Below are 20,608 nucleotides of genomic sequence, written 5' to 3'. Positions count from 1 at the left end.
CCCGGTTCATCGGAGCGGTCCGGAAATTCGGACGCCGGTTGTCAGGTATCGCTGACAACCTCGCAGGTATGACACAACCGCTCGCAGGAAAGATCGCGCTCGTCGCCGGTGCCACCCGGGGCGCGGGTCGGCAGATCGCTGTCCAGCTCGGCGCCGCTGGCGCCACCGTGTATGCCACCGGTCGCAGCAGCCGCACCGGTCGCTCGGAGATGGACCGGCCGGAGACCATCGAGGAGACCGCCGAGCTGGTCACCGGGGCCGGGGGCACGGGCATCGCCGTCCAGGTCGACCACCTGGTGCCCGAGCAGGTCCGCGACCTCGTCGCCCGGATCGACGCCGAGCAGGGCCAACTCGACGTGCTGGTCAACGACATCTGGGGCGGTGACCCGCTGGTCACCTGGGACAAGCCGGTCTGGGAGCAGCCGCTGGACGCGGGCTTCCGGACCCTGCGACTGGCCATCGACACCCACATCATCACCAGCCACTTCGCCCTGCCGCTGCTGATCCGCAAGCCGGGTGGGCTGCTGGTGGAGATGGGCGACGGCACCAAGGCGTACAACGACGACAACTACCGGCTCTCCGTCTTCTACGACCTGGCCAAGGTGTCGGTCAACCGGCTCGCCTTCAGCCAGGCGCATGAGCTGAAGCCGCACGGCTGCACGGCGGTGGCGCTCACCCCCGGCTGGATCCGCTCCGAGGCGATGCTGGAGCACTTCGGAGTGACCGAGGACAACTGGCGCGACGGCGCCGCCACCGACCCGAACTTCCTCATCTCGGAGACCCCGGCCTTCGTCGGCCGCGCGGTGGCGGCGCTCGCCGCCGACGAGGAGAAGGCCCGTTGGAACGGCCAGTCCGTGGACGCCGGAACACTGTCCAAGGTGTACGGATTCACCGACCTCGACGGCAGTCGGCCGGAGGGGTTCCGGTACATCGTCGAGGTGGTCGACGCGGGCAAGCCCTCGGACGTCACCGGCTACCGGTAGAGCGCCCGCAGCCGGTCGGCCGCGTCGGTGAACAACCGCCGCAGCTCGGGTGGGCCGAGGACCTCCACCTCGGGGCCGAGCCCCAGCAGTTGGTGGTAGGCGACCTCGACGGACTCGACGGGCAGCTGGCCCACCACCCAGCCCTGCCCGTCGGGTGCTCCGGCGGCGGCGACCAGCTCGTCGTACACGAAGGGGGCATCCACCAGGTGCCGGAGCTGGCGCAGACCGGCCGGGCTGAGCCGGATGGTGACCTCGGCCCGCAGCACGGTCCGCAGAAACGACCCGGCCTGCTCGCGCCAGTGCCCGGCCAGGTCGAAGCCCTCATCCCGCTCGAAGCTCTCCTCGCCCACCTCGACCCCGGTGACCCGGTCCACCCGATAGGTGCGGGTGTCGTCGTCGACCCGGCCGACCAGATACCAGACACCACTCTTGAGCACCAGCCCGTACGGCTGGACCCGCCGGGCCACCTCCCGGTCACCGCGCCGGTAGCGCAGTTCCACCACCCGGTCGCGCCAGACCGCCCGGGCCAGCTCGGTCAGCCACGGCGGCGGCGCGGTCTCCCGGAACCAACCCGGCACGTCCAGATGGAACCGCTGCCCGGCACGGGCCGGGGCGTCGCGCAGGGCCGGCGGCAGGGCGGCGAGCACCTTCAACTCGGCGGCGGCGACCGCGTCGGCGAGCCCCATGTCGCCAGCGGGGCCGGGCAGCCCGGAGAGGAAGAGCGCCTCCGCCTCGTCCCGGGTCAGCCCGGTCAGTCGGGTGCGGTAACCGCCGAGCAACCGGTACCCGCCGGCGCGGCCCCGGTCGGCGTAGACCGGCACCCCGGCGGCGGAGAGCGCCAACACGTCCCGGTAGACGGTCCGCTCGGAAACCTCCAGCTCCCGCGCCAGCTCACCCGCCGTCATCGACCCGCGCGCCTGCAACAACAGAAGCAGCGAGATCAGCCGGGACGCGCGCACCCGCCCATCCTGCCCGGCCCTCACTCACCTCCCGCCGGGGGTCAGCAACCCCCTGTCGTACGCGGTGGCCACCGCGGCGGCCCGGTCGTTGACCCCGAGCTTGGCGTACACGTGCAGCAGGTGAGTCTTGACGGTGGCCTCGCTGATGAACAGCCGAGCCGCCGCCTCCCGGTTGGAGGCACCACGGGCCACCAGGGTGAGCACCTCCAGCTCACGCTGGCTGAGCGGCTCCTCGACCGGTGCACGCAGCCGGCCCATCAACCGCCCGGCGACGCTCGGTGCGAGCACCGACTCGCCCCGGGCGGCGGCCCGTACAGCGCGGACCAGTTCCTCGCGGGGCGTGTCCTTGAGCAGATAGCCGGTGGCACCGGCCTCGATGGCGGGCAGCACGTCGGCGTCCGTGTCGTACGTGGTGAGCACCAGCACCCTGGCGGTGCTGCCGGAGCGGGCCAGCCTGCCGATGGCGGTCACCCCGTTCATTCCAGGCATCCGCAGGTCCATCAGCACCACGTCCGGCCGCACCGTCGCGACCAGGGCCACCGCCTCCGCGCCGTCCGCGGCCTCGCCGACCACCTCGAAGCCGGGGTCGCCGGTGAACATCCCCCGCAACCCGTCGCGCACCACCGGATGGTCGTCGACGATCAGCAGCCGTATCGGGGCGGTCAACCGGCACCTCCCGGCAGCGCGGGGACGGACGCCGAAATGGCGGTGCCGCCTCCCGGTTCGGATTCGACGGCCAACTCGCCACCCACCCGGGTCACCCGCTGCCGCATCGCGGTCAGCCCGTACCCGCCGCCCGGCTCGCGGGGCGCCGGCTGCCCGGTGACGTCGAAGCCCGTCCCGTCGTCACGCACATCGAGGGTGACCACGTCCGTCATGTACGACAGGGTCAGCCCGACCCGTGACGCGGCAGCGTGCCGGGCCACGTTGGCCAGCGCCTCCTGGGCGGCCCGGAGCAGGGTCACCTCGACCTCCGGATGCAGGGGGCGGGGCGTACCGGTGGTGGCGACCTCGGCCCGTACCCCGTTCAGAGCCGACCAGCGCCCGCCCAGCTCGACGAGCGCGTCCGGCAGCCGGGCTGTCTCCAACGTCTCCGGGCGGACGGCCCGCACCGAGCGGCGGGCCTCGGTGAGGCTCTCCCGCGCCAGTGCGAGCGCGTTGTCGACGTGCCGCCGCCAGTCGGCGGAGCGGTCGCGGGTCTGCTCGGCCGCCTCCAGTTGGGTGATGATGCCGGTCAACCCCTGGGCCAGGGTGTCGTGGATCTCCCGCGCCATCCGCTGCCGCTCGTCCAGCACGCCGGCCTCCCGTGCCTGGGTGAGCAGTTGGGCGTGCAACCCGGCGTTCTCCTGGACCGTCTCGGTGAGTTGACGGTTGGCCTCGCCGAGTTCCGCCATCAACCGCCGACGTTTGACGTCCTCCTGTTCGGCGATCATCGCGAACCAGCTCACCGAGCCGGCCACCAGCAGGTTGAAGAGCACCAGCACCAGCCAGAGCAGCCAGTGCGACACCACCACCGACAGACCACCGCCCTGAGACGTGGCGACGAGGGCCGCCGTGGTCACCATCCCGGCGACCCGCCAACGCCCGGGCAGCACCGGGAAGGCGTGGATGTAACCGATCCAGGCGAAGAAGCCGTACCACGGACTGGCGGCCACGAGAGCGGCGGCGAACGTGAGCAGCCCGGCGTAGTAGACCGCCATCGGCCTGCGCCGACTTTGCCAGCCGGGGTGCAGGGTCACGAACCAGGCGACCCAGCATCCGGCCGCCACGGCCACAGCGAGGGTCGGCACCGCCCCGGGGCTGGCGGGCGCCGGTGCGACGAGGGCCAGCAGGGTGCCCAGAGCCAGCCCGCCATACGGGAACACGCGATAGAGGGCAGCCTCGCGCTCTCGCCAACTGGTCAGACGGTCGTGCCCACCGCTGCTGGTCATCGCATCTCCGCTCACTCCCAGCGGAACAGTTTCGCCGCGCTGGCGCCGGCCGCCACGGCGATCACCGCCATTATCGCCAGGTGCAGCGGCTGCGGCGACGTGCCGGTCCAGGCGTCGAGGAGCGCCTGCACCCCGGGCGGCGTGTAGTCGCCGATCCGCGCCACGGCGTCCGGAAGCAGGAACCGGGGCAGGTAGACCCCGCCGAAGAACATGGTGACCAGGAACAGCGGCACGGCCAGGGCCTGCGCCGCCTTCGTCGTGCGGGCCACGGCGGCGACCAGCAGGCCGAGCGCCAGCAGCGCCGCCGTGCCGAGGACGAACGCCAGGGTGAAGCCGAGCGGGTGCCGAGGGAACGGCACCCCGAACGCCAACCGGCCGACGACGATGAGCAGCAGCGCGCTGGCCAGGATCCCGGCCAGGGCCAGCACCAGTTGCGCGGCGAGCAGAGCGGCCGGATGCGCCGGAGTGGTCGCCAGCCGACGCAGCACGCCGCGTTCCCGGTAGGTGGCCAGCACCGTGGGCAGCGTGTTCACCCCGACCATGGCGAGGGTGACCACCAGCAGCGACGGTGCGAAGTAGCTGACGAAGGTCTGCCCGTCGAAGGTCGGATCCGGCTTGCGGAGCGAGGGGACCAACCCGAGCACCACCAGGATCACTGTGGGCAGCCCGATAGTGGTGAGCAGTGTCGGTACGTCCCGCAGGTAGAGCCGCGCCTCGATCCTCAGGATCTGACGGAAGGCGTGCATGCTTGCCCCTTTCAGTCGACGGGCCGGTGCCCGGTCAGCTCGACGAAGGCGTCGTCGAGGGTGGACTGCTCCAGCCGCAGGTCGGCGGCGACGATCTGGTGGCGGGCGAGGACCGAGGTGACGGCGTGCAGCAGGTCACCGGTGCCGGTCACCACCACCTGGCTGCCGGTGCGCTGCACGGCGGAAACCTCGGGCAGGTCGGTGAGGAGCCTGTCGTCGATCGGGGCCGACGGCCGGAACCGGATCCGCTGCTCCGGAGCCACCGCCGACACCAGGCCCGCAGGGCTGTCCAGGGCGACGACGCGCCCCCGGTCGATCACCGCGACCCGGTCGCAGAGCCGCTCCGCTTCCTCCATGAAGTGGGTGACCAGCACGATCGTCACTCCGCTGTCCCGGACCTGTTCGATGAGACCCCAGGTGTCCCGGCGTGCCTGCGGGTCCAGCCCGGTGGTCAGCTCGTCGAGGATCGCGATCTCCGGGTTGCCGACCAGGGCCAACGCGATGGAGAGTCGCTGCTTCTGACCGCCGGAGAGCTTCTTGTACGCAGTGTTCCGTTTCTCGCCGAGGCCCAGCTTGTCGATCAGAGCGGCCGGGTCGGCCGGGTTGCGGTAGAACGAGGCGTACAGCTCCAGCGCCTCCGCCACCCGCAGCCGGTCCGGCAGTTGGCTCTCCTGGAGTTGCACCCCGACCCGCTGCCGGAGCTGCGCCGCGTCCCGGCGGGGGTCGAGCCCGAGGACCGACACCCCGCCCCCGTCGGGGACACGCAGCCCGGCGACACACTCGACGGTGGTGGTCTTGCCGGCGCCGTTCGGGCCGAGCACGCCGAAGATCTCGCCGGCCTCCACCGTGAACGACACGTCCTGGACGGCCACCAGATCGCCGTACCGCTTACTCAGGTGGGTCACCTCGATGACCGACATCGTGCCGCCCTTTCGCCGCTGGCTTCGTACCCCCTCAAGGGTTGTCGGGGTGACCCGCCGGCGAATCGACTGGTCGGCGATGTTCGTCGGCGTTCCCGGTGGATCACTCCCGTCCGCCAACCGGTTGATGTGGACGCGAACAGTCGCTGGTACGGCTCCACCCGGCGGACCGGATCATCGGTCGATAGGCTGCTCGATCGTGGATGTCAGCAGAGTCGCCAGCCCGGTCACCGGAGTCGTCGGCCGTTTCCTCGCCGGGGCGGGGCTGCTCGTGCGGGGGCTGGGTCTCTATGTCCGCAGCCCGGGGTTGATGCTGCTCGGGGTCGTGCCGGCGCTGATCTCCGGCGCGTTCTTCCTGGCCGCGCTCGCCACCCTGGTGTACTTCGTGGACGATCTCGCCGCGCTGGTCACCCCGTTCGCCGACGACTGGTCGAGCACCACCCGCAGCCTGGTCCGGGTGATCGCCGGGCTGGCCTTCCTGGGGCTCGGCGGCCTGCTCGGCGTGCTCACCTTCACCGCGGTCACCCTGGTCATCGGCGACCCGTTCTACGAGAAGATCTCCGAGCAGGTCGAGCAGCGGTACGGCGGCACGCCGGGCGCGGTGGACGTGCCCTTCTGGTCGTCGTTGCGGCGCAGCCTCGCCGACTCGGTACGACTGGTGGCGCTCACCGCGCTGGTCGGGATTCCGCTGTTCCTCGCGGGCTTCATCCCCGTGGTCGGCCAGACGGTCGTCCCGGTGATCGGCGCGGCAGTGGGCGGTTGGTTCCTCGCCGTGGAGCTGGTCGGGGCGCCGTTCTACCGGCGCGGTATGCGGCTGCCGCAGCGCCGGACGATCCTGAAGGCCGACCGACCCACCGCGCTCGGCTTCGGGGTGGCCGTCTTCCTCTGCTTCCTCATCCCGCTCGGCGCAGTGTTGATCATGCCGGCGGCGGTCGCCGGCGCCACTCTGCTGGCCCGCCGATCGCTCGGCCAGTCCATCGAGAAGGACTGAGATGGAGATCACCCTGGTCGAGGGGGACATCACCACGCAGCAGGTCGACGCCATCGTGAACGCCGCCAACTCGTCCCTGCTCGGTGGGGGCGGGGTCGATGGCGCCATCCACCGACGTGGCGGGCCGGCCATCCTGGCCGAGTGCCGGGCGCTGCGGGCATCCCGCTACGGCAGGGGTCTGCCCACTGGCCAGGCGGTGGCGACCACCGCGGGGGAGCTGCCGGCACGCTGGGTGATCCACACCGTCGGGCCGGTCTGGTCCACCAGCGAAGACCGGTCGGCGCTGCTGCGCGACTGCTACGCCAACAGTCTCCGCGTGGCCGACGAGCTGGGCGCGACAACCGTGGCCTTTCCGCTGATCTCCGCCGGCATCTACGGCTGGCCGATCGACGACGCGGTCCGGCAGGCCCTGACGGTGCTGCGCCCGGCCACGCCCGCCACCGTCGTCGAGGCCCGCCTGGTGCTGTTCGGGGCGGCGAGCCATGCCGCGGCCCGCCGGGTCTTCGACGACGCCTGAGCGGTACGCCCGGTCACCGTGCCTCCAGCAGGCGACGCTTTGCCGACAGCGTGTTGATAAGATGCCGACATGATGTCGACAATCCACGAGGGCGGGCGCTGATGTTCCTCGCAATTCGTGAGCTGAGCTTCGCCCGGTTGCGGTTCGCTCTGATGGGCGCCGTGATCGCGCTGATCGCCGTGTTGATGGTGATGCTGTCGGGGCTGTCGGTCGGCCTGGTGCGCGACGGCGTTTCCGGGTTGCAGAACCTGCCGGTCACGTCGTTCGCCTTCGCGCACGGCGTCCAGCGGGACTCCGCGTTCTCACGAAGCGTCGTGGACATGTCGGCGGTCGACAGCTGGGGTGCCCAGCCGGGCGTCGCGGACGCGGCGCCGTTCGGAAACACGCTGGTGAACACTCGTACCGATCGGGGAACTGAGGTCGACCTCGCGCTGTTCGGAGTGCAACCCGACTCGTTCCTGTCGCCCCCGGTCAGCCAGGGTGAGCGGTTGGGCACGGCGGACGGGATCGTGGTGAGTCCCACGGCGCTGGACGCGGGGCTGCGGATGGGCGACACGGTCACCGTGGATCGGGTCGGTACGCGGCTGCGGGTCGTCGGTGTCACCGAGCAACAGGACACCTTCGGGCACGTGGACGTGGCGTACGTGCCGTTGGCGGCGTGGCAGGCGATCAAATCCGGCACCGCCCCCGACGCGGATCTGCCGTCAAGGGCCGCAACGGAGATCACGGCGGTTGCGGTCCGCTCGGACGACGGGAAGTCCGTCGATCTGACTGCGGGCGACGCCGCCACCGGAACCGAGAGCCTGACCCTGAAGGAGTCCTACGGGGCTTCGCCCGGATACACGGCCGAGACGACGACGCTGCAGCTGATTCAGGGATTCCTGTACGCGATCTCGGCGCTGGTGGCCGGAGCGTTCTTCGCGGTGTGGGCGATCCAACGTAAGCCCGAGGTGGCCGTCCTGCGGGCGCTGGGCGCCTCGACCGGCTGGGTGCTGCGCGACGCGTTGACGCAGGCGTTCGTCCTGTTGGCGGTCGCTGTCCTCGTCGGCGTGGGGCTGGGGCTGGCGCTCGGTGCCTTCATCACCGGCAGCGGTGTCCCGTTCGCGTTGAGCATGCCGAGCATCTCCGCCGCCGCGATCGGCCTCGTCGTCCTCGGCCTGGTGGGAGCCGCCGCGGCGGTCATCCGCATCACCTCAGTCGACCCGGCCACCGCTCTGGGAGGAAACCGATGAGCAGCAGTCCCGCTCCGACCGCTTCGACCGCACCCGCTGACTCGTCCGAGCGGCTCGGCCTGGTGATGCGTGCGGTGTCCCTGCGGCACGGCGACGCCGCCGAGACCGTGCAGGCGCTCGACGACGTCGACCTGACGGTGCGACCCGGTGAGCTCGCCGCGATCGTCGGCCCGTCCGGTGCTGGCAAGTCCAGTCTGCTGGCCGTCGCCGGCGGCCTGGCCCGGCCCGACCAGGGGACCGTCACCGTGGCCGGTCAGGACATGACAGTGCCGAGCCGCCGCACACGGACCGCCCTGCGCCGCCAACATGTGGGCTTCGTGTTCCAGTCGGGCAACCTGCTGCCCGCGCTGACCGCCGTCGACCAGTTGCGGCTGCCCCTGCGCCTGGGACCACGGTCGACGCGGTCCGGCCGAGACCCGCTGGAGCTGCTCGCCGACGTCGGCATGACCGACAAGGCCGACCGGCGCCCGCACCAACTGTCGGGTGGCGAACGCCAACGGGTCGGGATCGCCCGAGCGCTGGTCACCGAGCCCAGCGTGCTGCTGGTCGACGAACCGACAGCAGCGCTGGACCGGGCGCGCAGCCACGACATCGTGCGGCTGCTGGCCCACGAGGCCCGGCAGCGGTCGGTCGCGGTGGTCATGGTCACTCACGACCACGATGTGCTGGAATACTGTGACACCGTCTACGAGATGGTCGACGGCAAGCTCGCGGCCAGCAGCTAGCCACGACGGCAGGGTGCGGGCGCGGCGCACGACCAGGCCGGCCACGTCCGTCCGGAACAAGGGGGGCGGCGTGCCGAAGATCCAGGCCGCGACTGTCGCTGAGCACCGGGCCTCCCAACGCGCCGCGCTGCTCGACGCGGCCCGCGCCCTGCTGTCGAAACACCCCGAGCAGATCCCCGGGCTGGCCGAGGTCGCCCAGCATGCCGGCCTCGCCCGATCCAGCGTCTACTCGTACTTCAAGTCCCGCGCCGACATGTTCGACGCACTCGTCATCGACACGTTCCCCCGCTGGTCGGCGTACGTCGAGAAGCACATGGACGAGGCCGCCACCCCCGGGCCGAAGATCCAGGCGTACGTGGAAGCCAACCTGCAACTGGTTGCCCGAGGCGATCACGCACTGGCCCGTGCGCTGGCATCGGCCGGCAGCAGCGAGACGCTCGCCTCGTCCAGTCGGCTCATGCACGACAGCCTGGAAGCCCCGCTGCGGGCCGCGCTCACGGACCACGGCTCGTCGGACCCGGCCCGCATGGCAGAACTGGTCCAGTCGATCGTCTACGCCCTGAGCCGGATGATCGAGGGAGGGCTTCCCCTGCGGACCGCAACCGGCCTCGCCCGCGAACTTCTCAGCCCGTACCTCGATCTCGACAGCGGCTGAGGGTTCGGCCCGGCCGGGCGACGACGATCAGCTCAGGTCGGCCAGGCAGGACCACTGGGACGTCACCGGCCGGTAGCCCAGCCGGGCGTTGATCGCCAGCATCGGCGCGTTCGCCTCGTCGTTCGAGGTGTACGCGACCCGTACGCCGTTCGCGGCGGCCCGGTGCAGCGCGGCCACCTTGGCCAGCCGCGCCAGCCCTCGGCCCCGGTACGTCGGGATGCTGCCGGTGTAGTCCGACCACATCCGGTCCCCGTCCCGCTTCACCAGGCTGAACGCGACCACCTCACCACCGACCTCCGCCGCCATGCTGGACGCCTTGTCCAGCCCGAGGTTGTCCCACACGTCGTACTGCCAGCTCTCGTAGCTCTTCGCGTCGACCGGCACGTCCCCCGGTTCGTCCGCCGCCGAGGCCACGTCCGCCGTGTACAGGAGGTGCGGGTCCAGGTCGGCGATCGAAAGCAGCCGCACCCCCGGAGGCGGGTCGGGCAGCGCGGGTGCCGGATTCAGGTCGAGCGCGGAGTAGCGCACCTCCCGGCTGGGCTCGTAGCCGTGCCGCCGGGCGTACGGCAGCGCGTCGGGCTGTGCCATGGCACGCACCCGGCGGATTCCCAACGGGCGGAGGAAGTCGGTCGCGGCGGTCAGCAGGGCGGTGCCGATGCCGTGCCGCCGGTGTTCGGGGTGCACGTGCAGCAGGTTGATGCCACCGACGTCCGCCGCCGAAGTGGTGCCGATGCGTTCGGCGGACACCCAACCGACCACCCGCTCGTCGACCTCGGCCACGAACGCGGTCCAGTCTTCCCCGGGCGGCGGTTCGGCGATCATCTTCCGGGTCGACTCGACACCGCGCACCAGGTACGGGTAGACAGTCGCCCGCAGGGCCACCACGGCCGGGGCGTCCTCGGGTCGCGCCACACGAATGCGCATGTCAGGCCTCCGTCCGTACGGCGGCGACGGCCTCGACCTCGACGAGCTGGTCGGTGTAGCCGAGCACGGCGACCCCGAGCAGGGTGCTGGGTGGGTCGTGGTCGCCGAAGAAGTCCCGCACCACCTCCCAGACGGTCACCAGGTCCTTCTGCTGCGACGACGCCACGTAGACGGTGGTCTTGACGACGTCGGTGGGCGTGGCGCCGGCCGCCGCGAGGGCGGTCTCCAGGTTCGCCATCACCTGCCGGGCCTGCGCGGCGTGGTCGCCCGGCGCGACGGTGCGTCCCTCGGCGTCCAGCGGGCACGCCCCGGCGGTGAAGACCAGCCGGGCGGGCGGCTCGACGATGGCCGCGTACGCGTACTCGGCGACGTCGGACAGGGCGGGGACGTGCAGCAACGCGACAGGATCCGGCATGCCGGCGAGGCTAGCGACGATCACGGACCCGGGCGACGCATTATCCGCCGGTGCGGCAGCGACCTCACGGGAACGACGGGCTGCTGATCCGCAGCTGTGCCCGGGTGCGCGGAGCCCTCCTTCGCTCTGCTCGGGCCGGGGGCAGACATACATCGATTCCTTCAGTATTCTGCCCGGGCTGGGTTCGTCACTGCACGGGGGCAAACGACTCGCCGCGTTGACGGCTGGGATTTGGAGTGAGGAAGAGGTAAGGCATGCGTGTGCTGTCCAAGGCTGCGGTGGTCGGTGTGGTAGGGGCCGCGGTGGCGGCGACCTTCGCCGGCGTTGCGCTCGCGGCAAACGATGACTCCCCGACGGATACCAACGGCGGCTCCATCGTGGAGGATTTCAAGTACCCAGGTGCGGCGGCCATTCTGGCCGCACAGAACATCGAGCTGATCTCTGGTGACGGTCACATCGTGCTGGCCGACTGCGGCACCCCCGTCAGCAACAACATCGGCGTGATCAAGGTGTGGACGACCGAGCCGATCGGCCAGGCGAGCGATGGCCTGGTCTGCTTCAAGGCTCTCGCGGCCACCGGCCGGCTTGATCTCAAGGTGCCCGGCGTCTACGAGATCCGCGGCGACGGGCAGACCTCGACCACCGGGCACAACGGGACGGCGACCGTCACCACCGACGCCGGCACGAGGACCACGAAGGACCTGGACCCGAACGGCAGCACCCAGTTCGGGATCGGCGACGGCGGCGAGGAGCCGACCACCCTGCTCCAGTTGACCGTCAAGCCGTGAGCTGACCGGCAGCCGTCCTGAAAGCGGCTGCCGGCACATCTGCAGACGCACGTCACACCCATGGCAGCGTGCCAGGTCTTGGTACGCGGCCATGCGTGTTTCTGCTCGCGCTCACCGGCCGTTAGTGCCGGGCCGCAGATCAGGCCGACTCGCGGACCACCAGCTCGGTCGGCAACATGACCGCCTGCTCGATCTCCTCCCCGGCGGCCAGCCGGAGCAGTTGGCGGGTCATCCGGCGGCCGAGTTCCACGATCGGCTGCCGGACGGTGGTCAGCGGTGGCTCGGTGTACGCGGCCGTCTCGATGTCGTCGAAGCCGACCACCGCGACGTCGTCGGGCACCCGCCGGCCGGCTTCGCGCAGCGTCCGCAGGGCGGCGTGCGCCATCAGGTCGGAGGCGGCGAAGACGCCGTCCAGGTCGGGGTGTTCGGTGAGCAGGCGACGCATCGCCGCCGCACCGGACTCGCGGGTGAAGTCGCCGACGGCGATCAGCTCGGGCAGCCCCGCGTCGGCGACCGCGCTGCGGTAACCGCTGAGTCGCTCGATCCCGGCGACCATGTCCTGTGGGCCGGCGATGGTGGCGATCCGCCGCCGACCGATGTCGATCATGTGTCGGACGGCTGTGGTCACCCCGGCCACGTGGTCCACGTCGACGTACGGCACGGGCACGTCGCCGAGCGGCCGACCGCTGACCACCACCGGGATGCCGAGCCGCGCCAGTGTGCCGGGCAACGGGTCGGCGCCGTGCAGCGAGGCGAACAGCACCCCGTCGACGTGCCGACCGGTGGTGTACCGCTCGACCCGCTGATGCCCGGCCGGCGAACCGGCGAGCATCAGCACCAGTTGCTTGTCGGCCGCCTCCAGCTCCTGGCTGACGCCACGGATGATGCCGGGGAAGACCTGGTCGTCGGAGAAGACCCGGGTGGCCGCCTCCGGCATGACCAGGGCGATCGAGTCGGTGCGCTGGGTGACCAGGCTGCGGGCGGCCAGGTTGGGCACGTACCCCAGCTCGGCGACGGCCCGGGTGACCGCCTCCCGGATCGGCTCCGCGACAGTGGTGGAACCGTTGACCACCCGCGACACGGTGGCGCGGGACACCCCGGCCCGCGCCGCCACCGCTTCGAGCGTCGGCCGCTGCGCCGTCGTCATCGCGCCCTTCCCCCCGCTTGTCACAGCCCGTTCCGGGAGATCACCTCCTGGTACCACCGGGCGCTGGCCTTCGGTGTGCGCCGCTGGGTCAGGTAGTCGACGTGCACGATCCCGAACCGCTTGCGGTAACCCTCCGCCCACTCGAAGTTGTCCAGCAATGACCATACGAGATAACCGCGCAGGTCCACGCCCCGGGAGATCGCCTCGTGCGCCGCGCGCAGGTGCCCGTCGAGGTAGGCGATGCGATCGGTGTCCATGACCTGCGTCGGCCCGTCGGGCGAGTCGGCGCCCGGCTTGTCAGGGAACGCCCCACCGTTCTCGGTGATCAGCAGGGGCACACCGGGGTAGTCGGTGGCGATCCGTTCCAGCAAGCGGGTCAGCCCGGCCGGCTCGATCATCCAGCCCATGTCGGTCAGTGGCCCGGTCGGCGGCACGAAGTGCACGGCGCCCTCGGTGCCCGGGTAGGCGTCGTTGCCGGCGCCGTCGGGTCGGCCGGCCACGTAACCGGGCGCGTAGTAGTTGATCCCCAGCAGGTCGATCGGCGCGGCGATCAGCTTCTCGTCACCGTCGCGGATGAACGTCGGCTCGATGATCCGCGCCACGTGCTCGCGGACGTCGTCCGGGTAGCCGCCAGCCAGCAGCGGGTCGAGGAAGATCCGGTTGTGCAGGCCGTCGACCAGGCGCACCGCGGCGGCGTCCGCCGCGCTCTCCGGGTCGGCCGGTCGCACGTCGGCCGGGTTGACGGTGATGCCGACGCTGCTCGCGCCGGCTGACCGCAGCGCCCGCGCCGCCAGGCCGTGGCCCAGCAGCAGATGGTGTACGGCGGTGAAGGCCGCTCCCGGGTCCTGCTCGCCCGGGGCGTGCACCCCGTTGCCGTAGCCGAGGTAGGCCGAGCACCACGGCTCGTTGAGCGTGGTCCACACGTCGATCCGGTCGCCGAGGCGGGCGTACACGGCGGTGGCGTAGGTGGCGAAGTGCTCGGCGGTGTCCCGGTTGGTCCAGCCACCACGGTCGCCCAGGGCCTGCGGCAGGTCCCAGTGGTAGAGGGTGACGATCGGGTCGATTCCCCGGTCGAGCAGCGCGTCGGTGAGGCGGTCGTAGAAGTCCAGCCCACGCGGGTTGGCCGGGCCGCTGCCGTCGGGCTGGATGCGGGGCCAGGCGACCGAGAAACGGTACGCCCGCAGGCCCAGCTCGGCCATCAGCGCCACGTCGTCGGCGTACCGGTGGTAGTGGTCGCAGGCGACGTCGCCGGTGTGGCCCTGGTACACCTTGCCCGGCGTACGGCTGAAGGTGTCCCAGATGGACGGACCGCGACCGTCGTCGCGGGCCGCGCCCTCGATCTGGTACGCGGCGGTGGCCGCCCCCCAGAGGAAATGGTCGGGAAAACGGAGTTCGTCGCTGTGCCTGCTGGTTCGCTCGCTCACGCCTTGACCGCACCTTCCATGATCCCGCCGATGATCTGCCGGCCGAACAACACGAAGACCAGTAGCAGGGGCAGCGTCGCGATCGCTGTCCCGGTGAACACCTGCGACATGTCCTGGTAGTAACCGTCCGACAGAGCCCGCAGGGAGAGCTGCACTGTGGGATTCGCCGGATCGTTCAGCACAGCGTACGGCCACAGGAAGTCGTTCCAGGTGGTCATGAACGTGAGCAGGCCGAGCACGGCGGCGGCGGGGCGCAGCGCGGGCACGACGACGTGCCACCAGATCCGGGCGGTGCCGCAGCCGTCCATCCGGGCGGCTTCGATCAGTTCGTCGCTGATGGCCTGGCCGGCGTACTGCCGCATCATGAACACCCCGAACCCGGTGACCAGCACCGGCACGATCACCGCGGGCAGCCGGTCGTTCCACTGCAGCCGGGTCATCAGCAGGTAGAGCGGGATCACGCCGAGCTGGGTCGGCACCATCATCGTCGCGATGATGACCAGCAGCAGCGCGTTGCGGCCGCGGAACCGCAGCTTGGCGAAGGCGAACCCGGCCAGGCTGGAGAAGAACACCACGGACACGGTGACCGTGGTGGCCACGATCGTCGAGTTGATCAGGCCGGCGGCGAAGTACGCGTCGGTGTTGTCGAACAGCCGGGAGATGTTCGCGCCCAGGTTGCCGCCGGGGGTGACCGGGGGTGGCAGTTGGCCCATCGCGTCGTTGGAGCGGCTGGCGACGACGATCATCCACCAGATCGGGAAGATCGACAGGCCGGCCGCGACGACCAGGGCCAGGTAGGTGAGCGGGCTGGCCCGCCAGAGCCGGCTCATCGCGCCGATCCCTTCCGTGCGTCGGGGCGCGATCCGCCGCCGAGGCGGCGCAGGATCAGCACATTGACCACCGCGACGATCGCGATGAGCGCGAAGAGCAGCCAGGCGACCGCCGAGCCGTAGCCGAAGTTGTAGTGCGGGGCGAAGGCGTTCTCGAACATGTACATGGTCAGGGTCTGCGACTCGCGCAGCGGCCCGCCGCGGATCGGGTTGGTGCCGGAGTGGAACATCCGGGGCTCGGTGAAGAGCTGCAACCCGCCGATGGTGGCGATGATGGTGCAGAAGATGATCGTCGGCTTGAGCAGTGGCACGGTGACCGACCAGAACTGCCGCGCCCGGTTGGCGCCGTCGATCGCCGCGGCCTCGTACAGGTCCCTGGGGATGGCCTGCATGGCGGCCAGCAGGATCAGCGCGTTGTAGCCGGTCCACCGCCAGTCGACCATGGCGGAGATGGCCACCCAGGAGGCGAACCGGTTGGACTTCCAGCCGATGGGGTCCATCCCGACCAGGTCGAGCAGCCAGTTGATCATGCCGAACTCGCGGCCGAAGAGCACTCCGAACACGATCGCCACGGCGGCGGTGGAGGTCACGTTGGGGACGAGCACCGCCATCCGCCAGCCGGTACGCGCCCGCAGGCCCCGGTTGAGCAGATTGGCCAGCCAGAGCGCGGCGAGCAGCTGTGGGACGGTGGAGATCACGAAGATGCCCAGCGTGTTCACCAGCGCGTGCCAGAAGTCGGTGTCGGCGAGCAGCCGCGTGTAGTTCTCGGCGCCGACGAACGGGTGGTCGGTGCCGAGCAGGTCCCAGTCGTGCAGCGAGACCCAGAAGGTGTACGCCAGCGGGTAGGCCCCGAAGATCGCGAAGATCAGGAAGAACGGGGCGATGTAGAGGTACGGCGAGAACCGGGTGTCGAGCCGGCTGAAGCGACCTGTCGGACGCGGGGGTGCCGGTGCGACCGGCGGGCGGGCTTCGAGCTGGGCGGTCATGCCCGGGGACTCCTTTCGCCGTGCGGGCGGGACTCCGGGGACCGGGGCCCGCCCGCACGATCGCTCGGGCTACTTGGCGGCGGCCTTCTTGGCGTTGGTCACCGCGTCCGTCCAGCCCTGCGCGGCGCTGCGCTGGCCCAGCTCCACGGTCCGCACGGCGTTCTCCACCTCGGTGCGGACGGCCTGGTTCTTCGGGCCCATGTAGACCGGCTTGAGGCTCTTCGCGCCGGTGCCGAAGATCGAGCCGACGGGCGCCCCGGAGAAGTACGTGTTGGTCGCGCCGGTGATCGCCGGGTCGTCGAGCGCCTGCGGGGACGAGGGCAGCGGGCCCTTGGCCTTGAACGCGCCGATCTGACCCTTGGCGCTGGTGAGGAACTTGGCCAGCTCGATCGCCTTGGCCTGGTGCTTGCTCTGCTTCGGCACGGCGAGGTGCGACCCGCCCCAGTTGCCGCCGTTGCCGGGCACCCGTGCGATGTCCCACTTGCCCTGGGCGGTCGGGCCCGCGTTGGCCTCGATGACGCCGGTCATCCAGGCGGGGCAGGCGATGGTGGCGAACTTCGACTGCTTGAAGGCGGACACCCACTCCTCCGACCAGGAGCCGTACTTGCCGGAGAGGCCCGAGTCGATGATGTCCATGGTGGTGTCGTAGGCCTGTCGCACGGCCGGGTTGCTGTCGACGACCAGCTTCTCGCTGGTGTCGTAGTAGCTGTAGCCGCTGCTGTTGCCGGCGGTCTGCAGCAGGATCGTGTTGAACGTGTTGGTGGCCGCGTCGAGGAAGGACGCCCCGGTCTTGGCCGCGGCGAACTTCTCACCGGTGGCGATGTAGTCCGGCCAGGTGGGCCAGAGCTTGGAAACCTCGTCGCGCTCGGTGGGGAGGCCGGCCTTCTCGAAGAGGTCCTTGCGGTAGCACATGGCGATGCCGCCGACGTCGGTGCCGAGGCCGATGAGCTGCTTGCCGTCGGCGGTCAGGCCGGCGTTCCACTTCCATTCGAGGAAGTTGCCCTTGAGGTCGGCGGCGCCGTGGTCCAGCAGGTTGACGAAGTTGCCGGGGTTGGCCTTGTACTCGACCATCAGCCCTTCCTCGATGGCCACCACGTCGCCGGCGCCCCGGCCGGCGGCGAGCCACTGGGTGAGCTTCGGTGAGTATTCGTCGAGGTTGGTGCCGGTGCCGCGCTCGACGATCTTCACGTCGGGATTCGCGGTCATGTACTCCTGGTAGAGCTGCTCGTAACCGAACTGACCGAAGACGTCGACGGTCAGGGTGACGGGCCCGTCCCCGCTCTGCTCGTCGCCGCCACCGCAGCCGGCGGTGACGAGCAGGGCGGTGGTCGCGGCGAGGGCTACCGCGGCGAGCCGGCGGCGCGGGAAGACAGCCATGGGTTTCGACCTCTCTCAAGGTGGTCGGTGGTGGCAGATGGTTAAGAGAGCGCTCTCACGGACAGGGTGCTGGGACGTGTCCGGCCCTGTCAAGAGAGCGCTCTCTTTGATATCCCGACGTGACCCACGACGAGTTCGAGGGCGCCCCCCGTCAATGGGAGACGCCCTCGTCGACGAGGCCCGCTCAGTCGGGGCGCAGGCCCTCCAGCAGGCCCCGGTCGCCGGCGACATCCAGCGTCTCGAAGCTCACCCGACCCCAGAGCGCCAGCAGCAGGTCGCTCGCGTTGCCGCTGACCTGCGCCCGGGCATGGTGGTCGTCGTGGTCGAAGATGGTCGCGGTGTCGAGCAGCGCCACCCCCTCGCCGCGCAGCCGCAGATACCACTCCTGGGCCGCGTCGGTCGCGGAAAGCTGCACCACCCCGTGCCAGTCGCCCGGCACGTGCCGCCGGCCCGCCGGCAGCCAGGTGTCCAGAACCTCGCTCACCCCGTCGGCCGCCAGCTTCGCCTCGACCGGGTCACCGGCCCCGATGGCGAGCTGGGCGTCCCAGCGGTGCACCGCCGTCTCGTGAGCCATCCGACGCGGCCAGAAGCCGGCCTTCTTCGGCTGCGGCGCCCAGTTCCACGCCGGTGCCTCCGGGTCGACGCCGTCGAGGACGGTCAACAGCCGGTCGTACCCCTGCTGCCAGAGCTGGAGCGGGCTCACGCCCGGGTCCGCCTCGAGCGGCTCGCGGCGGGCCGGCTGCGCGGTCGCGCCGGAGCCGACGAACGACGACACCCAGTTATAGATGCCAGCGAGGTGCAGTGTCAGGTCGTTGACCGTCCAGCCCGGACAGGACAGCACCGGTGTCTCCGGCGGCGCCTCGGCCACCGCCGCCGCGAATGCCGGACCCTCCGCCCGGAGCGCCCCGATCCAAAAATCCTTGCTGCCCTGCAGTCTGCTCATCGCCATCCTCCCGGGGGTGCCGGGCGACCAGTGGGTGCCACGGCTACTACTCAGCCTAAGGTGAAGGGCGTGCCAGACGCCTCCGCCCAGCCGACAACCGCAGCCGATCGTGCCATCCCTGGTCCACTGGCCAGCTACACGACTCTAGGGATGGGTGGGTCGGCCGCGCGCATCGTCGCCGCCGGCAGTGCCGAAGAGATCATCCGCGCGGTCCGGGACGCGGACGAGCAGGTCCTGGTCCTGGCCGGTGGCAGCAACCTGGTGATCGGTGATTCCGGCTTCCCCGGCACCGTCGTCCTGGTGCGCTCCCGGGGCCTGCGCGTCGTCGCGGAGGACGCCGGGTCGGTCACCGTACGGGTCGAGGCCGGCGAACCGTGGGACGACCTGGTCGCCGCCACGGTCGCCAACGGCTGGGCCGGTCTGGAGTGCCTCTCCGGCATCCCCGGCTCGACCGGGGCAACCCCGATCCAGAACGTCGGCGCGTACGGCCAGGAGGTCGCCGAGACGATCACCGGCGTCGAGGTGTACGACCGGGTCGAGGGCACCCGCCAGATCATCCCCGCCGCCGACTGCGGGTTCGCCTACCGAGGCAGCATCTTCAAGTACGCGGACCGCTGGGTCGTGCTCTCCGTCGACTTCCGGCTCACCCGGTCCCCGCTCTCCGGGCCGGTGCGCTACGCCGAGCTCGCCAGGGCGCTCGGTGTCGAGGTCGGCGACCAGGTGCCGCTGGCGGACGCCCGGGCGACGGTGCTGCGGCTGCGTGCCGGCAAGGGCATGGTGCTCGACGCCACCGACCCGGACACCCGCTCCGTCGGCTCCTTCTTCACCAATCCGGTGCTCGACGGGGCGACGTACGAGCTGCTCCGGGAACGCGCCGCCGACATCGGTGACCCGCCCGCCTGGCCGGGAGCCGACGGCATGGTCAAGGTCAGTGCGGCCTGGCTGATCGACAAGGCCGGCTTCACCAAGGGTCACCCCGGCCCGGGCGGGACGGCCATCTCCAGCAAGCACACGCTCGCCCTCACCAACCGCAGCGGCACCGCCCACACCGCCGACCTGCTGGCCCTGGCCCGCGACATCCGCGACCAGGTCCACGCCCGCTTCGGCGTAACCCTCCACCCCGAACCAGTCCTGGTGAACTGCACCCTCTAACCGACTCGCGCCGGGAGGGGCCAGGGGAGGGTCAACTCACCCTGACGCCAGCGGCTGGGGCCGTCGAGGACGGGCCAGCCGGTCTCGCGGAGCCGGCTCACCGCTCTGAGCCAGCGTTGGCGGGGGCCGAAGGTGGCGTACGGGGCGGCGGCCTGCCAGGCGTCGTCCAGCGCGCGGATCAGATCGTGCACCGGCTCACCGGGAACGTTGCGGTGGATCAGCGCCTTGGGTAACCGCTCGGCCAGCTCCGCGGGGCTGCCCAGCGTGGTGAGCTTCGCCGCGAGAGTCAGCGTCCGGGGGCCGTGGGCGTCGATCAGCAGCCAACTGGCGAGGCGGCCCAGCTCGTCGCACGTGCCCTCGACGAGCGCCCCACCCGGGGCGAGCGCGGCGGTCATCGTCCGCCAGGCGTCCGGGACCTCGCTCTCGTCGTACTGTCGGAGCACGTTGAACGCGCGGACCAGCACCGGCCGGAGCCCGGCCAGCTCGAACCCACCCCGGGCGAACGTGAGGCCGGGTGGGTCGGCGGCCGGCGCCGCCGCGGCCACCCGGGCCGGGTCGATCTCCAACCCGACCAGCCGTACGTCCGGACGCACCCCCGCCGCGAGTCGAGCGCGCAACTCCACAGCGGTCACCGGGGTGGCGCCGTAGCCGAGGTCGACCACCAGAGGGTCGGCCGCCGCCGACAGCCGGTCGGCACAGGTGGCGACGATCCAGTTGTCCACCCGACGCAGTCGATTCGGGTTGGTCGTGCCCCGGGTGACCACGCCGAGCGGCCGACGCCGCGCCGCGCCGCTCATACCCGGCTCACTCCTCGCGCCTCACTGGACCGCTGGTGTTCGCGACTGCGGGGCTCGCAAACCCGGCTCACTCCTCGCGCCTCACTGGACCGCTGGTGTTCGCGACTGCGGGGCTCGCAAACCCGGCTCACTCCTCGCGCCTCACTGGACCGCTGGTGTTCGCGAC

The 20,608-nt window shown here is 71.1% G+C and carries 22 protein-coding genes; 8 read left to right on the top strand and 14 right to left on the bottom strand.

Annotated features, from left to right (window positions below):
- Window positions 1–68: 68 nt before the first annotated feature.
- Window positions 69–983: an SDR family oxidoreductase gene (locus AC3CF1_RS16825; RefSeq protein ID WP_488450803.1), complete on the top strand. Its 915-nt coding sequence runs from the start codon at window positions 69–71 to the stop codon at window positions 981–983.
- Here the strand turns inward: AC3CF1_RS16825 and AC3CF1_RS16820 are convergent.
- From AC3CF1_RS16820 to AC3CF1_RS16800, 5 genes are read right to left on the bottom strand one after another with little or no spacing between them, the layout of a single operon-like run.
- Entirely contained in the window at window positions 974–1,942 is a 969-nt protein-coding gene (locus tag AC3CF1_RS16820) for a helix-turn-helix transcriptional regulator (RefSeq protein WP_488450802.1), read from the bottom strand. The genes AC3CF1_RS16825 and AC3CF1_RS16820 overlap by 10 nt on opposite strands.
- A 24-nt stretch (window positions 1,943–1,966) precedes the next feature.
- Complete coding sequence (locus AC3CF1_RS16815; RefSeq protein ID WP_210791083.1) at window positions 1,967–2,608, bottom strand: response regulator; 642 nt, start codon at window positions 2,606–2,608, stop codon at window positions 1,967–1,969.
- Entirely contained in the window at window positions 2,605–3,873 is a 1,269-nt protein-coding gene (locus tag AC3CF1_RS16810; RefSeq protein WP_172862115.1) for a sensor histidine kinase, read from the bottom strand. The genes AC3CF1_RS16815 and AC3CF1_RS16810 overlap by 4 nt, the downstream gene beginning before the upstream one ends.
- 11 nt (window positions 3,874–3,884) lie before the next feature.
- Window positions 3,885–4,619, bottom strand: coding sequence for an ABC transporter permease (locus AC3CF1_RS16805; RefSeq protein ID WP_354981728.1), 735 nt, complete (start codon window positions 4,617–4,619; stop codon window positions 3,885–3,887).
- An 11-nt stretch (window positions 4,620–4,630) separates the two neighbouring features.
- Entirely contained in the window at window positions 4,631–5,539 is a 909-nt protein-coding gene (locus tag AC3CF1_RS16800) for an ABC transporter ATP-binding protein (RefSeq protein ID WP_488450801.1), read from the bottom strand.
- A gap of 199 nt (window positions 5,540–5,738) precedes the next feature.
- Between AC3CF1_RS16800 and AC3CF1_RS16795 the strand changes: the two genes are divergently transcribed.
- The 5 genes from AC3CF1_RS16795 (at window position 5,739) to AC3CF1_RS16775 (ending at window position 9,659) form a co-directional block, all read left to right on the top strand.
- The gene (locus tag AC3CF1_RS16795; protein ID WP_099848883.1) at window positions 5,739–6,530 is read left to right on the top strand and encodes an EI24 domain-containing protein; all 792 of its coding nucleotides are present in this window, start codon (window positions 5,739–5,741) and stop codon (window positions 6,528–6,530) included.
- A gap of 1 nt (window position 6,531) precedes the next feature.
- Window positions 6,532–7,047: an O-acetyl-ADP-ribose deacetylase gene (locus tag AC3CF1_RS16790; RefSeq protein WP_488450800.1), complete on the top strand. Its 516-nt coding sequence runs from the start codon at window positions 6,532–6,534 to the stop codon at window positions 7,045–7,047.
- 101 nt (window positions 7,048–7,148) lie between these two features.
- Window positions 7,149–8,279 carry an ABC transporter permease gene (locus AC3CF1_RS16785; RefSeq protein WP_488450799.1) on the top strand — a complete coding sequence of 377 codons (1,131 nt, stop codon included), beginning with the start codon at window positions 7,149–7,151 and terminating at the stop codon, window positions 8,277–8,279.
- The gene (locus tag AC3CF1_RS16780; RefSeq protein ID WP_088950368.1) at window positions 8,276–9,004 is read left to right on the top strand and encodes an ABC transporter ATP-binding protein; all 729 of its coding nucleotides are present in this window, start codon (window positions 8,276–8,278) and stop codon (window positions 9,002–9,004) included. Before AC3CF1_RS16785 ends, AC3CF1_RS16780 begins: the two co-directional genes overlap by 4 nt.
- A gap of 70 nt (window positions 9,005–9,074) precedes the next feature.
- Window positions 9,075–9,659 carry a TetR/AcrR family transcriptional regulator gene (locus AC3CF1_RS16775; protein ID WP_354981725.1) on the top strand — a complete coding sequence of 195 codons (585 nt, stop codon included), beginning with the start codon at window positions 9,075–9,077 and terminating at the stop codon, window positions 9,657–9,659.
- Window positions 9,660–9,686: 27 nt separating this feature from the next.
- On the opposite strand, the gene AC3CF1_RS16770 is transcribed toward AC3CF1_RS16775, so the two are convergent.
- Complete coding sequence (locus tag AC3CF1_RS16770) at window positions 9,687–10,583, bottom strand: GNAT family N-acetyltransferase (RefSeq protein WP_355159711.1); 897 nt, start codon at window positions 10,581–10,583, stop codon at window positions 9,687–9,689.
- A gap of 1 nt (window position 10,584) precedes the next feature.
- Window positions 10,585–10,998 carry a RidA family protein gene (locus AC3CF1_RS16765; RefSeq protein ID WP_088950366.1) on the bottom strand — a complete coding sequence of 138 codons (414 nt, stop codon included), beginning with the start codon at window positions 10,996–10,998 and terminating at the stop codon, window positions 10,585–10,587.
- Window positions 10,999–11,252: 254 nt separating this feature from the next.
- Here AC3CF1_RS16765 and AC3CF1_RS16760 point away from each other — a divergent pair, with 254 nt between their 5' ends.
- The gene (locus tag AC3CF1_RS16760) at window positions 11,253–11,786 is read left to right on the top strand and encodes a hypothetical protein (RefSeq protein WP_328369837.1); all 534 of its coding nucleotides are present in this window, start codon (window positions 11,253–11,255) and stop codon (window positions 11,784–11,786) included.
- Between the two features lie 139 nt (window positions 11,787–11,925).
- On the opposite strand, the gene AC3CF1_RS16755 is transcribed toward AC3CF1_RS16760, so the two are convergent.
- The 6 genes from AC3CF1_RS16755 to AC3CF1_RS16730 all read right to left on the bottom strand — a co-directional run bounded on the left by AC3CF1_RS16755 (window position 11,926) and on the right by AC3CF1_RS16730 (window position 18,493).
- On the bottom strand, window positions 11,926–12,933 hold the full coding sequence (locus tag AC3CF1_RS16755) for a LacI family DNA-binding transcriptional regulator (RefSeq protein WP_488450798.1): 1,008 nt from the start codon (window positions 12,931–12,933) through the stop codon (window positions 11,926–11,928).
- 20 nt (window positions 12,934–12,953) lie between these two features.
- On the bottom strand, window positions 12,954–14,357 hold the full coding sequence (locus AC3CF1_RS16750; protein ID WP_488450797.1) for a GH1 family beta-glucosidase: 1,404 nt from the start codon (window positions 14,355–14,357) through the stop codon (window positions 12,954–12,956).
- Entirely contained in the window at window positions 14,354–15,187 is an 834-nt protein-coding gene (locus AC3CF1_RS16745) for a carbohydrate ABC transporter permease (protein ID WP_355159705.1), read from the bottom strand. The genes AC3CF1_RS16750 and AC3CF1_RS16745 overlap by 4 nt, the downstream gene beginning before the upstream one ends.
- Entirely contained in the window at window positions 15,184–16,173 is a 990-nt protein-coding gene (locus tag AC3CF1_RS16740; RefSeq protein ID WP_088950362.1) for a carbohydrate ABC transporter permease, read from the bottom strand. The genes AC3CF1_RS16745 and AC3CF1_RS16740 overlap by 4 nt, the downstream gene beginning before the upstream one ends.
- A gap of 69 nt (window positions 16,174–16,242) precedes the next feature.
- On the bottom strand, window positions 16,243–17,550 hold the full coding sequence (locus AC3CF1_RS16735; protein ID WP_396683593.1) for an ABC transporter substrate-binding protein: 1,308 nt from the start codon (window positions 17,548–17,550) through the stop codon (window positions 16,243–16,245).
- 184 nt (window positions 17,551–17,734) lie between these two features.
- A complete protein-coding gene (locus tag AC3CF1_RS16730; protein ID WP_354981722.1) occupies window positions 17,735–18,493 on the bottom strand; it encodes a maleylpyruvate isomerase family mycothiol-dependent enzyme in 759 nt (252 codons plus the stop codon).
- 69 nt (window positions 18,494–18,562) lie between these two features.
- Here AC3CF1_RS16730 and AC3CF1_RS16725 point away from each other — a divergent pair, with 69 nt between their 5' ends.
- Complete coding sequence (locus tag AC3CF1_RS16725) at window positions 18,563–19,645, top strand: UDP-N-acetylmuramate dehydrogenase (RefSeq protein ID WP_488450796.1); 1,083 nt, start codon at window positions 18,563–18,565, stop codon at window positions 19,643–19,645.
- Here AC3CF1_RS16725 and AC3CF1_RS16720 read toward each other — a convergent pair.
- Window positions 19,642–20,442, bottom strand: a complete 801-nt coding sequence (locus tag AC3CF1_RS16720; RefSeq protein ID WP_327646995.1) for a class I SAM-dependent methyltransferase — start codon at window positions 20,440–20,442, stop codon at window positions 19,642–19,644. The two genes, AC3CF1_RS16725 and AC3CF1_RS16720, sit on opposite strands and share 4 nt — an antisense overlap.
- Between the last annotated feature and the right edge of the window lie 166 nt (window positions 20,443–20,608).

The sequence above is a fragment of the Micromonospora sp. MGP-C2 genome (assembly GCF_057766525.1).
This window is presented reverse-complemented; position numbering and strand designations above follow the sequence as displayed.

What these genes read in the sequence shown, in the direction of transcription:
- AC3CF1_RS16825 (WP_488450803.1), top strand. Translation starts at nt 69, where the DNA reads ATGACACAACCGCTCGCAGGAAAGATCGCGCTCGTCGCCGGTGCCACC.
- AC3CF1_RS16810 (WP_172862115.1), bottom strand. Translation starts at nt 3,873, where the DNA reads ATGACCAGCAGCGGTGGGCACGACCGTCTGACCAGTTGGCGAGAGCGC.
- AC3CF1_RS16805 (WP_354981728.1), bottom strand. Translation starts at nt 4,619, where the DNA reads ATGCACGCCTTCCGTCAGATCCTGAGGATCGAGGCGCGGCTCTACCTG.
- AC3CF1_RS16800 (WP_488450801.1), bottom strand. Translation starts at nt 5,539, where the DNA reads ATGTCGGTCATCGAGGTGACCCACCTGAGTAAGCGGTACGGCGATCTG.
- AC3CF1_RS16790 (WP_488450800.1), top strand. Translation starts at nt 6,532, where the DNA reads ATGGAGATCACCCTGGTCGAGGGGGACATCACCACGCAGCAGGTCGAC.
- AC3CF1_RS16785 (WP_488450799.1), top strand. Translation starts at nt 7,149, where the DNA reads ATGTTCCTCGCAATTCGTGAGCTGAGCTTCGCCCGGTTGCGGTTCGCT.
- AC3CF1_RS16780 (WP_088950368.1), top strand. Translation starts at nt 8,276, where the DNA reads ATGAGCAGCAGTCCCGCTCCGACCGCTTCGACCGCACCCGCTGACTCG.
- AC3CF1_RS16770 (WP_355159711.1), bottom strand. Translation starts at nt 10,583, where the DNA reads ATGCGCATTCGTGTGGCGCGACCCGAGGACGCCCCGGCCGTGGTGGCC.
- AC3CF1_RS16765 (WP_088950366.1), bottom strand. Translation starts at nt 10,998, where the DNA reads ATGCCGGATCCTGTCGCGTTGCTGCACGTCCCCGCCCTGTCCGACGTC.
- AC3CF1_RS16760 (WP_328369837.1), top strand. Translation starts at nt 11,253, where the DNA reads ATGCGTGTGCTGTCCAAGGCTGCGGTGGTCGGTGTGGTAGGGGCCGCG.
- AC3CF1_RS16755 (WP_488450798.1), bottom strand. Translation starts at nt 12,933, where the DNA reads ATGACGACGGCGCAGCGGCCGACGCTCGAAGCGGTGGCGGCGCGGGCC.
- AC3CF1_RS16745 (WP_355159705.1), bottom strand. Translation starts at nt 15,187, where the DNA reads ATGAGCCGGCTCTGGCGGGCCAGCCCGCTCACCTACCTGGCCCTGGTC.
- AC3CF1_RS16740 (WP_088950362.1), bottom strand. Translation starts at nt 16,173, where the DNA reads ATGACCGCCCAGCTCGAAGCCCGCCCGCCGGTCGCACCGGCACCCCCG.
- AC3CF1_RS16735 (WP_396683593.1), bottom strand. Translation starts at nt 17,550, where the DNA reads ATGGCTGTCTTCCCGCGCCGCCGGCTCGCCGCGGTAGCCCTCGCCGCG.
- AC3CF1_RS16730 (WP_354981722.1), bottom strand. Translation starts at nt 18,493, where the DNA reads ATGAGCAGACTGCAGGGCAGCAAGGATTTTTGGATCGGGGCGCTCCGG.
- AC3CF1_RS16720 (WP_327646995.1), bottom strand. Translation starts at nt 20,442, where the DNA reads ATGAGCGGCGCGGCGCGGCGTCGGCCGCTCGGCGTGGTCACCCGGGGC.